At 71.5% G+C, this 15,026-nt stretch carries 12 protein-coding genes; 9 read left to right on the top strand and 3 right to left on the bottom strand.

The window, feature by feature from the left end; genetic code table 11:
- The first annotated feature begins 186 nt into the window (after positions 1-186).
- Both ABZ374_RS00180 and malQ read left to right on the top strand, forming a co-directional pair.
- Entirely contained in the window at positions 187-729 is a 543-nt protein-coding gene (locus ABZ374_RS00180; RefSeq protein WP_126642612.1) for an HNH endonuclease, read from the top strand.
- A gap of 146 nt (positions 730-875) precedes the next feature.
- A complete protein-coding gene (malQ, locus tag ABZ374_RS00185) occupies positions 876-3,050 on the top strand; it encodes a 4-alpha-glucanotransferase (RefSeq protein WP_360304423.1) in 2,175 nt (724 codons plus the stop codon).
- 79 nt (positions 3,051-3,129) lie between these two features.
- Here the strand turns inward: malQ and ABZ374_RS00190 are convergent, their stop codons facing one another.
- The 3 genes from ABZ374_RS00190 to pepN (ABZ374_RS00200) form a co-directional block, all read right to left on the bottom strand.
- On the bottom strand, positions 3,130-3,369 hold the full coding sequence (locus ABZ374_RS00190; RefSeq protein ID WP_360305430.1) for a hypothetical protein: 240 nt from the start codon (positions 3,367-3,369) through the stop codon (positions 3,130-3,132).
- Positions 3,370-3,471: 102 nt separating this feature from the next.
- Positions 3,472-6,015 (bottom strand): aminopeptidase N, encoded by a 2,544-nt coding sequence (gene pepN, locus ABZ374_RS00195; protein WP_360304425.1) that lies wholly within the window; start codon positions 6,013-6,015, stop codon positions 3,472-3,474.
- 90 nt (positions 6,016-6,105) lie between these two features.
- The gene (gene pepN / locus ABZ374_RS00200) at positions 6,106-8,649 is read right to left on the bottom strand and encodes an aminopeptidase N (protein WP_360304427.1); all 2,544 of its coding nucleotides are present in this window, start codon (positions 8,647-8,649) and stop codon (positions 6,106-6,108) included.
- A 351-nt stretch (positions 8,650-9,000) separates the two neighbouring features.
- Between pepN (ABZ374_RS00200) and ABZ374_RS00205 the strand changes: the two genes are divergently transcribed.
- From ABZ374_RS00205 to ABZ374_RS00235, 7 genes are all read left to right on the top strand, one after another.
- Positions 9,001-9,555, top strand: a complete 555-nt coding sequence (locus tag ABZ374_RS00205) for a disulfide bond formation protein DsbA (RefSeq protein ID WP_360305432.1) — start codon at positions 9,001-9,003, stop codon at positions 9,553-9,555.
- Between the two features lie 84 nt (positions 9,556-9,639).
- Complete coding sequence (locus tag ABZ374_RS00210; RefSeq protein WP_360304429.1) at positions 9,640-10,335, top strand: hypothetical protein; 696 nt, start codon at positions 9,640-9,642, stop codon at positions 10,333-10,335.
- A 189-nt stretch (positions 10,336-10,524) separates the two neighbouring features.
- Positions 10,525-11,922 (top strand): aldehyde dehydrogenase family protein, encoded by a 1,398-nt coding sequence (locus ABZ374_RS00215; RefSeq protein WP_360304431.1) that lies wholly within the window; start codon positions 10,525-10,527, stop codon positions 11,920-11,922.
- A 130-nt stretch (positions 11,923-12,052) separates the two neighbouring features.
- Positions 12,053-12,649, top strand: coding sequence for a biotin transporter BioY (locus ABZ374_RS00220; protein ID WP_360304433.1), 597 nt, complete (start codon positions 12,053-12,055; stop codon positions 12,647-12,649).
- A gap of 111 nt (positions 12,650-12,760) precedes the next feature.
- Positions 12,761-13,519 carry a hypothetical protein gene (locus ABZ374_RS00225; RefSeq protein ID WP_360304435.1) on the top strand — a complete coding sequence of 253 codons (759 nt, stop codon included), beginning with the start codon at positions 12,761-12,763 and terminating at the stop codon, positions 13,517-13,519.
- Between the two features lie 37 nt (positions 13,520-13,556).
- A complete protein-coding gene (locus tag ABZ374_RS00230; protein WP_360304437.1) occupies positions 13,557-14,024 on the top strand; it encodes a ribose-5-phosphate isomerase in 468 nt (155 codons plus the stop codon).
- Positions 14,025-14,152: 128 nt separating this feature from the next.
- Entirely contained in the window at positions 14,153-14,980 is an 828-nt protein-coding gene (locus ABZ374_RS00235; protein ID WP_360304439.1) for a DNA-formamidopyrimidine glycosylase family protein, read from the top strand.
- Positions 14,981-15,026: the final 46 nt, after the last annotated feature.

Below are 15,026 nucleotides of genomic sequence, written 5' to 3' on the forward strand. Positions count from 1 at the left end.
GCACCCTAGACGCCCGGGCGGATCGGTGCGCACCGTCACCACCCGGCCACGTGGTGCCACCCATGCAGGTGAACGCTCTGTGACCTTGTCGATTCCTGGTAGCGCGGGGGGTATCCCGCCATGGACACTGGAGGCCGATCGTCCCCGGCGCGAGCCACGCGCTGTCGGCGTCACAGGGAGGCATACGTGCCGCATTCGCTGGTCCTCAACGCGTCGTACGAGCCCCTGTGCGTGGTGCCCGTTCGCCGCGCACTGATTCTCGTGCTGAACGACAAGGCAATGTGCCTGGAAGAAACAGGCACCATCCTGCACAGCGCCACCACCGAGATTCCCGTACCCAGTGTGATCAGACTGACCCGTTTCGTCCGTATCCCCTTTCGGGGCCAAGTCCCGCTCACCCGGCGCGCGCTGTTCGCTCGCGACGGAGGGCGTTGCGTCTACTGCGGAAGCGCCGCCACCAGTGTCGACCACGTCGTCCCCCGCAGCCGCGGTGGACAACACACGTGGGACAACGTGGTCTCGGCGTGTCGTCGCTGCAATCACGTCAAGAGCGATCGGTACATCGCCGAGCTGGGCTGGCGAATGCCGCGTCCCCCATCCCAACCCACCGGCCTGGCGTGGCGGATCCTGGGCACCGGGTTTCGTGATCCACGTTGGGAGCCATACCTGGCGCCGTACGGTGCGCAGGAGGCGGGCTTCGACCATTTCGACCAGGTCGCGAGCGCCTAGAAGGCGGCGGATTTCCTCCGGGGAGCCCGTCGCCGTTTTTGTTTCGACGGGTTCCACCGGAGCCGCGGTCCGGAACCCGACACATCTGCTCGCGTGTCGGTCGGACACGCCGACACCGGGGCCGTTCGGGTGCGATGCTCGCGGGCATGGAGGAACCACGCGTATCGCAGTTGTCTCCCGAATTGGTCCGGCTCGCCTCCGCGTTCGGGGTGGCCACGGAGTATCAGGGGTGGCGCGGCGAGGCCGTGCACACCGACCCGGCGACGGTGATAGCGGTGCTCGGTGCGCTCGGCGTGGACGCGTCGACCCCCGAGAGTGCCCGGGCCGCGCTCGCCGAGCACGAGGAACTGCGGCGGACCCGGCTGCTGCCCCCGGTGCTGGTGCTGCGTTCGGGCCGGCCGGCCGGCTTCACCGTCAACGTGCCGGCCGGGCATCGGGTCGAGCTGTGGATCGAGCTGGAGGACGGCGGGGTCCGCCGCGACCTCGGTGCGGGACCCGGCCTCGGACCGCTCGGTGACCCGGTCGGCGCCCACCGGGTGCCCGCCGATCTGCCGCTGGGCTGGCACACCCTGCACGCCCGCTGCTCGCCCGAGCCCGAGGAGTCGCTCGGCTCGGGCGGGGTGCCGAGCACCGCCGGTGCGGGCAGTCGCGCCTCGTGCCCGATCGCGATCACCCCGGCCGTGCTGCCCACGCCCGCGGAGCGCTCGTGGGGCTACATGGCGCAGCTCTATTCGCTGCCCTCGCGCCGGTCGTGGGGGATCGGCGACCTGGCCGATCTGGCCGACCTGGCGGTGTGGTCGGCGCGTACCCAGGGCGCCGGCTTCGTGTTGGTCAACCCGCTGCACGCGGCCTCGCCGGTGCCGCCGGTGGAGGCGTCGCCGTACCTGCCGGTGAGCCGCCGGTTTCCCGACCCGATGTACGTCCGGGTCGAGGCCGTCCCGGAGTTCGCCTACCTGACCCCGGTCGAGCGGGCGGTGGCCGAGGAGCTTCGGGCCGAGGCGGGGGACGGGCAGGACGGCGCCGAGCACCTGGATCGGGACGCGGTGCGGGTGGCCAAGCGGGAAGCGCTCGCGCTGGTGCACAAGGTGCCGCGCAGCCTGGGCCGGGACGCCGACTACCGCGCGTTCGTCGCGCGCGAGGGCCGATGGCTGACCGACTTCGCCACGTGGTGCGCGCTGGTCGAGGAGTACGGTCCGTCCTGGCGGAACTGGCCCGCGCACCTGCACGACCCGGACTCGGCCGAGGTCGCCGCCGAGCGCGAACGGCTCGCCGGCGCGATCGACTTCCACCGCTGGACCCAGTGGGTGCTGGCCGACCAGTTGCAGGCCGCGCAGGACGCGGCGACGCACGCGGGCATGCCGGTGGGCATCGTGCACGACCTCGCGGTCGGCGTGCATCCCGACGGCGCGGACGCGTGGGTGCTCGGGTCCGAGCGCGGCGGCCGGGTACTCGCGCTGGGCGCCACCGGCGGCGCGCCGCCGGACGCGATGAACCAGATCGGGCAGGACTGGAACCAGCCGCCGTGGCATCCGCTGCGGTTGGCCGAGACCGGCTACGCGCCCTACCGGGAGCTGTTGCGCGCGGCCTTTCGGCACGCCGGCGCGGTACGGGTGGACCACGTGCTCGGGCTGTTCCGGTTCTGGTGGGTGCCCAAGGGCAACAGCCCCGCCGAAGGCGCGTACGTGCGCTACGACCACGAGGCGATGGTCGGCATCCTGGCCCTGGAGGCGCACCGCGCCGGTGCCGTGGTGATCGGCGAGGACCTGGGCACGGTGGAGCCGTGGGTGCGGACCTATCTGGCCGAGCGCGGCATCCTGGGCACCTCGGTGTTGTGGTTCGAACGCGACGACAAGGGTCGGCCGCTGCCGCCCGAGCAGTGGCGCGCCGGCTCGCTGGCCACGGTGACCACGCACGACCTGCCGCCCACCGCGGCCCGGCTCGCGGGCGAGCACATCGACCTGTGGGAGCGCCTGCACCTGCTGGTCCGGGACGTGGACATCGAACGGGCCGAGGATCTCGCCGACCGCGAGCAGTGGCTCGAACTGCTGCGCCGGCGCGGCTACCTGCGGCCCGGCGCGGGCGAGCGGGAGACGGTCGAGGCGCTGCACCGCCTGCTCGCCGCGACGCCGTGCCGGCTGCTCGGCGTCTGGCTGCCGGACGGGGTGGGCGATCGTCGCCCGCAGAACCTGCCGGGCACCTGGAACCAGTATCCGAACTGGCTGCTGCCGGTGGCCGACGACGAGGGCCGACACGTCTACCTGGAGGACCTGCCGGTCAACCCGCGCGCGGTGTCGCTGGCCCGGGTGCTCCGGGGGCGTTAGGCCGGCCCCGTCCGGCCCGGCCCCGGACGTGCCGAAGCCGCCGAGCGGGTGTGCACCCGCTCGGCGGCTTCGGGGAAAGTCAGTTCTTCTTCTTGTTGATGATGTCCGGAAGCATCACGAGACCCGCGATGATCACGAAGGCCAGGATCGGGATGCCGACGAAGACCCCGAGGGTCTCGCCGATACCGATGCCGGCGCCCGGTTCGTCGCCGTCGTCGCGGATGTTCGCGAAGGCCGGTGTCGAAATCAGCGACATGAGCGTGACAACGGCCGACACGGCCCCGGCGCGAAGTGCATTCCTGTTCACCACGAAACCCACGCTACCGGGCCGGTGCACGAACACACGCACCGGGTTGACCCTTCCGTGCGAACCGCCGGCCGGCCGGACCGTCGATCGGCCCGGCCGGCCCCACGTCGGGTGCTACTTGTCGCGTGCCTGCGCCCGCAGGGCCCGGGCCACCCCGTCGCGGCTCTCCACCACCAGGCGCCGCAGGCCCGCCGGGTGCTCGGCGCTCGCGAGCCACGCGTCGGTGCGGTCCAGGGTGTCCTGGGTGACCTGGAGGGTCGGGTACAGGCCGATCACGATCTGCTGGGCGATCTCGTTGGTGCGGGTCGTCCACACGTTCGCGATCGTGGCGAAGTACCGCTCGGTGTAGGCCGCGAGCAGGTCGCGCTGGGCCGGCTGGACGAAGCCGCCGATCACCGCCGCCTGGATCGCGTTGGGCAGCGCGTCGGACTCGACGACCGAGGCCCACGCCTCGTCCTTGGCCGCGGCCGTCGGCCGGGCCGCCCGCGCGGCCGCCGCGTGCCGGCGACCGGCCGCGGTGGAGTCGCGCTCCAACTCGGCGTCGACGTCCGCGTCGGTGGCCACCCCGGTCGCGGACAGGCGCAGCAGCAGCGCCCAGCGCAGATCCGCGTCCACCGCCAGGCCCTCGATCTGCTCCTTGCCGTCGAGCAGAGCACGCAGGATCGCCAGGTGGTCCGGCCGCGCCGCCACCGACGCCAGGCAGCGCGTCCAGGCCAACTGGTGGTCGCTGCCCGGCTCCGCCGCGCGCAGGAAACGCTCGGCCGCCACCGCGAGTTCGGCCAGCGAACGCTCGCGGTGCGCCGGGTCGAGGTAGAGCTCCAGCGCGCTGGTGACCTGGCGCTGCAACGTCTGGACGATGTTGATGTCCCGCTCGCCGCCCGCGCCGGCCAGTACCAGCTTGAGGTAGTCGCGCGCCGCCATCTCCGCGTCGCGCGTCATGTCCCACGCCGCCGCCCAGCACAGCGCGCGCGGCAGCGGGTCGACGAACTCGCCGATCGCGTCGGTGACGAAGGCCAGCGAGTGCTCGTCGAGCCGGATCTTGGTGTAGGTCAGGTCGTCGTCGTTGAGCAGCACCACGTCCGGACGGGCCCGGCCGACCAGGTCGGCGACCTCGGTTCGGGCGCCGGTGACGTCCAGCTCCAGCCGGTGCGTGCGCACCAGACCGGCGTCGGTGCGGTCGTAGAAGCCGATCGCGATCCGGTGCGAACGCAGCGTCGGCCACGCCTGCGGAGCCTCCTGGAGCACCGCGAACGAGGTGATCACGCCGTCCGAGGAGGTCTCGATCGCGGGCCGCAGCGTGTTCACGCCCGCGGTCTCCAGCCACTCGCGCGACCACGACTTCAGGTCCCGACCGGAGGTCTCCTCCAGCGCGCCCAGCAGGTCGGCCAGCCTGCTGTTGCCCCACGCGTGCTTCTTGAAGTACGCCCGTACGCCCGCGAAGAAGTTCTCGCTGCCCACGTAGGCGACGAGCTGCTTGAGCACCGAGGCGCCCTTGGCGTAGGTGATGCCGTCGAAGTTGACCTCGACGTCCTCCAGGTCCCGGATGTCGGCGAAGATCGGGTGCGTGGAGGGCAGTTGGTCCTGCCGGTAGGCCCAGGTCTTCATCCGGTTGCCGAACGTGGCCCACGCGTGCGACCAGCGGGTCACCTCGGCCTGGCAGCGCACCGACGCGTAGGTGGCGAACGACTCGTTCAGCCACAGGTCGTCCCACCACTGCATGGTGACCAGGTCGCCGAACCACATGTGCGCGAGCTCGTGCAGGATGGTCTCCGCACGCGTCTCGTACGACGTGTCGGTGACCTTGGAGCGGAAGACGTAGTCCTCCAGGATCGTCACACAGCCCGCGTTCTCCATCGCGCCCGCGTTGTACTCCGGCACGAAGAGCTGGTCGTACTTGGCGAACGGGTAGGCGAAGTCGAACTGCTTCAGGAAGTAGTCGAAGCCCTGCTTGGTGACGTCGAAGATGGCGTCCGCGTCCAGGAACGGCGCGAGCGAGGACCGGCAGTACACGCCGAGCGGGACGACCGTGCCGTCCGCGGCGGTGTAGCTGTCCTGTACCGCGTGGTAGTGGCCGGCCACCAGGGCGGTGATGTACGTGGAGATCCTGGGCGTCGGTTCGAACGCCCACACCGAGGCGCCGTCGGCACCGGCCGAGGGCTCGGGGGTGGGCGAGCAGGAGACCACCCGCCACTCGCTCGGCGCGGTGATCGTGAAGGCGAAGGTGGCCTTGAGGTCCGGCTGTTCGAAGTTGGCGAAGACCCGGCGCGCGTCGGCCACCTCGAACTGGGTGTAGAGGTAGGTCTTGCCGTCCACCGGGTCGACGAAGCGGTGCAGGCCCTCGCCGGTGTTCATGTACGCGCAGGACGCGACCACCCGCAGCTCGTTGTGCTCGGCGAGGTCGCTCAACGCGATCCGGCTGTCCGCGAAGACCGACGCGACGTCGAGCGCCTTGCCGTTGAGGGTGATCTCCTGCACGTCGGGGGCGATCAGATCGACGAACGTGCTCGCCCCCGGTTCGCTACAGCCGAACCTCAGCACCGTCGTGGACGGGAACGTCGCACCGGTGCCGGTCAGGTCGAGGGCGATGTCGTACGAGTCGACGGACAGGATCCGGGCCCGCTCGCGGGCTTCGTCACGCGTCAGGTTGGTTCCGGGCACGCTGCGCTCCTTGTGGGATGGGCGCCGCCGGGGAGGGGCGGCCGGGGAATCGGACCCCGTCGGGATGGTGGCGGGATCCGAACGGACGAGTCAGCCGCGTCGGTCGCGCTCGCGGGCCGCGAGCGCACGGGTCACGTCGTCGCGGCACTCCAGGACCAGCCGGCGCAGCGCCGGCACCGGCTCGGTCGCGGCCAGCCAGTCGTCGGTGCGCCGCAGCGTGTCGACGTCGATCCGACCCGAGGGGTAGAGGCCGACCACGACCCGGCGGGCGATCTCGATCGAGCGGTCCCGCCACACCGGCGCGATCGCGGCGAAGTAGCGGTCGGTGTACGGGTCGGTCAGGTCTTCCTGACCGGACGTGGCGAAGCCCGCGATGACCGCGGCGAGCGTCGCGTTGGGCAGTTCGTCGGTCTCCACCACGAGCCGCCACGCCTCGGCCTTGGCCTCGGGCGTGGGACGTGCGGCGCGGCACTCGATCGCGTGTCGGCGACCGGCCGCGGTGCCGTCGCGCTCCAGTTCGGCGGCGATGTCCGGCTCGTCGGCGGCACCGCCCGCACACAGCGCGCGCAACATCGCCCAGCGCAGCTCGGTGTCCACGCTCAGCCCGGCGATCCGCTGCTCACCGGTCAGCAGGTCGCGCAGCAACGCGAGTTCCTCGGGCGTGCCGGCGGCCGAGGCCAGGCAGCGGGCCCAGGCGAGCTGATGGCCCCCGCCCGCCTCCGCGGCCCGCAGTTCGGTCAGCGAGCCGGCCGCGAGCAGCCGCAGGGCCTCGTCCCGGAAGGCCGGGTCGGTGTAGCGGTCCAGGCCGGTCTTGACCTGCACCTGGAGCTTTTGCACCACGCCCACGTCGCTTTCCCGACCGGCGTGCCGCAGCACCAGGTCCAGGTAGTCGCGCGCGGGCAGTTCGCCGTCCCGGGTCATGTCCCACGCCGCGCCCCAGCACAGCGCGCGGGCGAGCGAGGAGTCGAGCTCGCCCAGCGAGTCGAGCACCGCCTGCCACGACCGCGGGTCGAAGCGCACCTTCGCGTAGGTGAGGTCGTCGTCGTTGAGCAGGATCAGCGGCGTACGGGCGCGGCCGACCAACTCGGGCACCTCGGTGCGGGCGCCGACCACGTCCACCTCGACCCGGGCGACCCGCTCGGCGCCGTCGTACAGGCCGATCGCGATCCGGTGCGGGCGCAACGTCGGGAACGCCGGCGTGGCCTCCTGGAGCACCGCGAACGAGGTGATCACGCCGTCCGCGTCGGTCTCGATCGCCGGGCGCAGCGTGTTCACGCCGGAGGTCTCCAGCCAATCCGCCGACCAGGACTTGAGGTCGCGGCCGGAGGTCTCCTCCAGGGCGGAGAGGAAGTCGGCGAGGGTGGTGTTGCCCCACGCGTGCTTGCGGAAGTACGACCGGGCACCCGCGAAGAACTCGTCCTCGCCCACGTAGGCGACCAGTTGCTTGAGGACCGAGGCGCCCTTGGCGTAGGTGATCCCGTCGAAGTTGAGCTTGGCGTCCTCCAGGTCGTTGATCACCGCCACGATCGGGTGGGTGGTGGGCAACTGGTCCTGGCGGTACGCCCAGTCCTTGCGGCGTGCGGCGAAGCTGGTCCAGGCGTCGGTCCAGCGGGTCGCCGCCCCCTGCGAGTAGGCGCCCATGAAGTCGGCGAAGGACTCCTTCAGCCACAGGTCGTCCCACCAGCGCGGGGTGACCAGGTCGCCGAACCACATGTGCGCCATCTCGTGCAGGATCACGTTGGCGCGGTTCTCGTACGCCGAGTCGGTGACCTTGGAGCGGAAGACGTAGTCCTCGGTGAAGGTGACCGCGCCCGGGTTCTCCATCGCGCCGAGGTTGTACTCCGGCACGAAGAGCTGGTCGTACTTGCCGAACGGATACGGGAAGTCGAACCGGTCGTGGAACAGGTCCAAGCCCTGCCGGGTGACCTCGAAGATGTCCTCGTGGTCGAACGACTCGGCCAGCGACGCGCGGCAGAACCCGCCGAGCGGGACGACCAGGCCGTCCGGGCCGGTGTAGGTGTCGAAGACCGCGTGGTAGGGGCCGGCCACGACCGCGGTCAGGTAGGTGGAGATCCGCGGCGTCGGGGCGAAGTCCCAGCGTGCGACCCCCTCGCGCACCGGTGCCGGCTTCGGCGTGGTCGAGTTCGACACCACGTGCCAGTCGGCCGGCGCGGTCACCGAGAACCGGAACGACGCCTTGAGGTCCGGCTGTTCGAAGTTCGCGAAGACCCGGCGCGAGTCGGCCGGCTCGTACTGGGTGTAGAGGTAGACCCGATCGTCGACCGGGTCGACGAAGCGGTGCAGGCCCTCGCCGGTGCGGCTGTAGGCGCACGACGCGAGTACGCGCAGTTCGTTGGTTCCCTCGACCAGGTCGTCCAGCAGTACTCGGGCGCCGTCGAAGACCTGTGCGGGGTCGAGCGCGCGGCCGTTGAGCACGACCTCGTGGACGGCCGGGGCGAGCAGATCCACGAACGTGGCCGCACCCGCCTCACGGCAACCGAAACGGAGCACCGTCTCGGAGCGGAACGTCTCCGTGCTGTCGGTGGTGACATCGAGCCTGACGTCGTAGTCCTCGACGCTCAGGATCCGGGCCCGCGTGCGGGCCTCCTCGCGGGTCAGATTCCTGCCGGGCACTGGATCACTCCCTGGTTGGCTGCGGTCCGGGCGATCCTTTCACGGCCGGGGCGGCTGTGTCGGCCCGGTTCTCGACCGGATTCCCGGCCCGGCGCGGGTGCGGCCCCGGCCGGCCCGGGAGCGTGGGATTGTCGCGATCGGCAGGAATGGCGGGGTGCGGTCGGAGGTTGCACAGTCATCGACGGCCCGTCCGCCGTCCGTCGAGGCGACCCGGGTGCAGCGCGGCCGGGCGCACGGCGTCGCGAACCAGGCAGCAGGATCGAGAGGAACCCCGCAGTGACCACCAAGGACAACGGATCCGCCCGCGACATAGCGCACTTCTGGTTCGACCCGCTGTGTCCGTGGGCGTGGATGACGTCGCGCTGGATGCTCGAGGTGGAGAAGATTCGCCCCGTGGACGTGCAGTGGCACGTGATGAGCCTGTCCGTGCTCAACAGCGGCCGGGACGACATCCCGGAGGCGTACAAGGAGATGCTGGAGCGCGGCTGGGGCCCGGTGCGGGTGTGCATCGCCGCCGAGCAGCGGTTCGGCAACGAGGTGCTCCTGCCGCTCTACACCGCGCTGGGCAACCGCCGGCACCCGGGCGGCGAGGAGTTCTCGCGCGAGATGATCGAGGCCGCGCTGACCGAGGCGGGCCTGCCCACCGAGCTCGCCGACGCCGCCGACTCGACCGAGTACGACGAGGCGCTGGTCAAGTCGCACCACGACGGCATGGACCGGGTGGGCATGGACGTCGGCACCCCGGTGATCAGCGTCAACGGTGTGTCCTTCTTCGGTCCGGTGGTGACCCCGGCGCCCAAGGGCGAGGACGCGGGCAGGCTCTGGGACGGCGTGGTGCTGGTCGCGGGCACGCCGGGCTTCTTCGAGATCAAGCGCACCCGTGACCAGGGGCCGATTTTCGACTGACCGGTTTCGACTGACCGGATGAAACCTGTCGGTCCCGACTCGGAATCGACTACAAAGCAAAGCAAAGCTAATTAATCTGGATAAATGACGGCTCCGGAGCGCCAGAGCAGCGTGATCCACACCTCCCGTACCGGGCGGCCGGATCCACGCACGCCCAACGGCAACGCCCCCTACGGCTCCCGCATGCCGCGGCTGCGCGACCGAGCGCTCGCCTTCGGGCTGCGCGCGGTCGTGCCGCTGTGGCGCTGGGTGGGACTGCGCACCGGGGCCGCCTCGTTGCGGCACTACCTGGTCGGGCGCGGCGCGCCGTTCGTGATCGACCCGGCCCAGCCGCTGCGGGCCAAGCCGTTTCGCCGCGCGGCGCTCACCCACTTCGAGGAGTGGTGGGCGCTCGCGGCGATCCGCTGGCACGACAGCGGCGGCATCGAGAGCGTCTTCGAGACCACCACGCACTGGCACGGGGTGCTGATCCGGCGCGCGGACGACACCGACTGGTGGTTGGCCATGCGCGGTCTGCAATATCGGATCACCGGCCGGATCGAGGTACTTCCCGGCGGCACCGCCACCCCCGGCTCTCCGGTGTTGCCGGACGTGCGGCTGGTGTACCGGGTCGAGGTGTACAAGGACTGGGGCTTCGACAAGGGGCAGGGCGAGTACGGGGTGTCCTTCACGCCGCTCGCGCGCCTGCACGAGGTCGGTCTGGCCCGCGAATTCCCGGTCACCGGCCGGAGCGGCGAACTGGTGTGGACCTCGAACGGGCCGCACGGCTTCGCGGGGTAGCGCCCGCCCGCGGCCGGCTCCGCGCCCCTGACCTGTGCGGTCGTGGTGTCGGTGGGCGAAGATCGGGGTCGGCCGGCCCTGGGGATTGCACACGTGTCGACGTACTCTCGGCGGGTGTCGCGACCGGGCCCGGTGGCCGTTCCCGGCCGCGGCGCCATGTCCCAGTGGCAAGCGGAGGAGTTCGGCGGCATGACCAAGGCTTACGACACGATCTACATCGACGGCGCGTGGACGGCGCCCTCGTCGACCGAGACCATCGACGTCGTCGACCCCAATACCGAGCAGGTCGTGGCGACCGTGCCGCAGTGCACGCCCGCCGATGTGGACTTGGCCGTGGCCGCCGCCAGGCGCGCCTTCCCGGGCTGGGCGGCCACCCCGCCGGCCGAGCGGGCCGCGCTGCTGGCCAAGGCACGGGACCTGCTGGCCGAGCGTTCGGCCGAGATGACCGAGGTGATCATCGCGGACATGGGCGCCCCGGCGGCCCTGGTCGAGCGGGTGCACCTGGGCCTGCCACTGGTCGTGCTGGGCAGCTTCGTCAAGCTCGCCGCCGAGTTCGAGTGGGAGCAGACCATCGGCTCCTCGCTGGTGGTGCGCGAGCCGGTCGGTGTGGTCGGGGCGATCACCCCGTGGAACTTCCCGCTGCACCAGATCACCAACAAGCTCGGCCCGGCCCTGGTCGCCGGCTGCACCGTGGTGCTCAAGGCCAGCGAGGTCGCGCCGCAGGCCGCGCACGTGTTCTTCGAGATCCTGCACGACGCGGGCTTCCCGGCGGGCGTGGTCAACCTGGTCTCCGGCACCGGCCCGGTGGTCGGCGAGGCGATCGCCGCGCACCCGGACGTCGACATGGTCTCCTTCACCGGCTCGACCCGGGCCGGCACCCGGGTGTCCGAGCTGGCCGCCGCGACGGTCAAGCGGGTCGCGCTCGAACTCGGCGGCAAGTCCGCCAACGTGATCCTGCCCGGCGCCGACCTGGAGAAGGCGGTGCGCGCGGGCATCGGCGGCGCGTACCGCAACAGCGGGCAGACGTGCAGCGCGCTGACCCGGATGCTGGTGCACCGCGACGACCTGCCGCGCGCGGTCGAGCTGGCGGCGGAGGGCGCGAGGGCGATGACCGGCAAGCTCGGCCCGCTGGTGAACGCGACCCAGTTCGAGCGGGTGCGCGGCTACATCGCCAAGGGCATCGAGGAGGGCGCCACCCTGGTGACCGGTGGCGCGGAACCGCCCGAGGGCGTGGAAACCGGCTACCACGTGCGGCCCACCGTCTTCTCCGACGTGACCAACGACATGACGATCGCGCGCGAGGAGATCTTCGGGCCGGTGTTGTCGATCCTGCCCTACGACACCGAGGAGGAGGCCGAGCGGATCGCCAACGACACCCCGTACGGCCTGTCCGGCGCGGTGTGGGGTCCCAGTCGGGAGGCGGCGGTGGCGTTCGCGCGCAGGCTGCGCACCGGCCAGGTGGAGATCAACGGCGGCGCGTTCAACCCGCTCGCCCCGTTCGGCGGTTACAAGCAATCGGGCAACGGGCGCGAGCTGGGTCGGTTCGGCCTGGAGGAATACCTGGAGGTCAAGTCGCTGCAACTGTGACCCGGGACGGGCGCTTTCGGTGGTGTTCGACAAAGTACGGATCGGTACCTTGTCGGACACCCCCGTGAGCGTTCGATGTCCGATTGGTTAAGTTCATCGGGTCCCGCAACCCAAGAGTGTGGAGTCCGCTGTGAGTACTGCCCTTCTCGATGCGCGCCGCCCCGTCCTGGCCGACCTGGTTCCCGCCCGGGTCTTCCGAGGCGCCGCCGTGCGCGACGCCGCGCTGGTGGTCGGCGCGTCCGCGTTCGTCGGCCTCGCCGCCCAGCTCACCGTCCCGGTGCCCGGCTCGCCGGTCCCGGTGACCGGCCAGACCTTCGCCGTGCTGCTCGCCGGCAGTGCGCTCGGCGCGTGGCGCGGACTCGCCGCGATGGTGCTCTACCTGGGTCTGGGCGCGGCGGGCATGCCGTGGTTCGCCGAGGGCACCTCCGGCACCGGCTTCCCGACCCTGGGCTACGTGCTCGGCATGGTGCTCGCGGCGACCGTCGCCGGTTTCCTGGCCCAGCGCGGCACCGACCGCAGCCCGCTGCGCACCGCCGGCACGATGGTGCTGGGCAACGCGGTGATCTACGCGGCCGGCCTCACCTACCTCGCGCACGACCTGGGCATCTCGATGTCCAAGGCGTACGAGATCGGCATGCAGAACTACCTCTTCGGCGACGCGGTCAAGATCGTCCTGGCGATGGCGCTGCTGCCCGCCGCCTGGAAGCTGGTCGGCCGGCGCGGCTGACGCCCCGTCACCGGTCGGGCCCCGCTTCCCTCTTCGGGAGCGGGGCCCGATTTTTTGCCCGGTCGCGACACCTCTTGGCACGCGACACCCGAACGCGCCTAACCTCGTGTCATGAGACCGGGGGCTGCCAAGCGCATCGTCGTCAGTGGGATCGTCGTCGCCTTTCTGATCGTGGCCGGACTGGGCAATCAGTGGGTGTTCGACGAGTCGTGGGGCCGGAGCAGCGACACCGGCAAGTGGTACATGGAACTGCTGCGGATCGTCGGCTACCCGCTGTGGATCGCGGACCGGGACGACCTGGGCGACGAGTTCCGGCACAGCTTCACCACCAAGGACGTCACCGCCGGCTATGTCGGCGCCGTACTGCTGTTCGTGGTGGTCGCGGCCGTGCTCGCGCTCGGCGCGCGCGGTCTGAGCGAGCGGGCCGGCTTCACGGCCTTCCTGCTCGGCTGGTTCGCCCCGGTGCTCGGCGGCGCGATCCACGGGCTGACCGTGTTCACGATCGTGCAGGACGAGGGGGCGGGCCGGCCGCGCGGCCTCTCCGACTTCCACCACGCGATGACCCAGATCCAGAGCGGCGCCTACTTCGGGCTGCTCACCGGCTGGCTCGTGGGCCTGGCGGTGCTGGCCTCCTACGCGTCGACGCGCCGGGCGTCCGCCTACCCGGCGTCGCACCCCTACGGCGCACCCGGTGTGTACAGCCCGGCATACGGCGCGCCCGGCGTACTCGGCAACCTCGGCTACGCCGGGCCGCCGCCGCAGTCGCCGCACGACCTCCCCACCACCATCCGACCGGCCGGCCCGCCGCCCTCCGCGCCGCCCCGGCCGACCGGTGCGCCGGACACGCCACCCGGTGGATACCGGCCCTGATGGGACGTTCGGGACCGCGCCTGAGAGACTGCGGCCCATGCGCGTTTACCTCGGCTCCGACCATGCCGGCTACGACCTCAAGCAGCACCTCATCGCGTGGCTCGACGCCAACGGCCACGAGGCCGTCGACTGCGGCCCGGCCGTCCAGGCCGACTCCTACGACTACCCCGTGTACTGCCTGCGGGCCGGCGAGCGGGTGGCCGCCGACCCGGGCAGCCTCGGCGTCGTGCTCGGTGGCTCCGGCAACGGCGAGGCGATCGCGGCGAACAAGGTCAAGGGTGTGCGCTGCGCGCTGGTGTGGAGCCGGGAGACCGCGTCGCTGGCCCGCGAGCACAACAACGCGAACGTGATCTCCATGGGCGCGCGCATGCACTCGCTCGAAGACGCCGCCAAGTTCCTGGAGGTCTTCGTGAACACCCCGTACAGCGAGGCCGAGCGGCACACCCGCCGGATCAACATGCTCACCAAGTACGAGAACACCGGCGAACTGCCGACCCTGCCGTAGCCCGCACCGTACCCAGCCGCCCCCGACCGGTCCGTCCGGTCGGGGGCGTCGGCGTGTCGGTGCGGGTCGGTAGCGTGGAGGCGTCACCACACCCCGCATCCCACCGTCATCGCTGCGCTGGAGGCCGCGTGCCCGAGGGCCACACCATTCACCGTCTCGCCAGCACCCATCAGGAGCGCTTCGGCGGCCTGCCACTGCGGTTGAGCAGCCCGCAGGGGCGATTCGCGGAGAGCGCGGCGCTGCTCGACGGCGAGCCCCTGGTCGACACCGACGCACACGGCAAACACCTGTTCCTGGAGTTCTCCGGCGAGCGCTTCATCCACGTGCACCTGGGTCTCTACGGACAGTTCTCCTTCGGCGAGGGCGCCGAGTTGCCCGAACCGGTCGGCCAGGTGCGACTGCGGCTGGCCGCGAAGGTGCCGGGCGGGGCGACCTGGGCGGATCTGCGCGGGCCGACCGCGTGCCGACTGCTGGACCGGGCCGAGAAGGACGCGGTGCACGCTCGACTGGGCCCCGACCCGCTGCGGGCGGACGCCGACCCGGCGGCGGCCTGGCGGCGGATCCAGCGCAGCGCCAAGCCGATCGGCGCGCTGTTGATGGAACAGGACGTGCTCGCCGGCGTGGGCAACGTCTACCGCGCCGAGGTGCTCTTCCGGTTCGGGGTGGACCCCAAGCTGGCCGGCAACAAGCTGGCGCGGGCGACCTGGGACGCGATGTGGGCCGACCTGGTGCTGCTGATGCGCGAGGGCGTGCGGCTGGGCCGGATCGACACGGTGCGGCCCGAGCACACCCCCGAGGCGATGGGTCGCGAGCCGCGCAAGGACGATCACGGCGGCGAGGTCTACGTCTATCGGCGCACCGAGATGCCCTGTCTGGTGTGTGAAACCCCGGTCAAGACCGCCGAGTTGGTCGGGCGGAATCTGTTCTGGTGTCCCACCTGTCAGCCGTCGGCGTAACCTCCGGTTGATGACCGTTCGGTAGTGTCGCGGGGTGGCCGCGCCG

It is taken from the genome of Embleya sp. NPDC005971 (assembly GCF_040629175.1).
GTDB lineage: Bacteria > Actinomycetota > Actinomycetes > Streptomycetales > Streptomycetaceae > Embleya.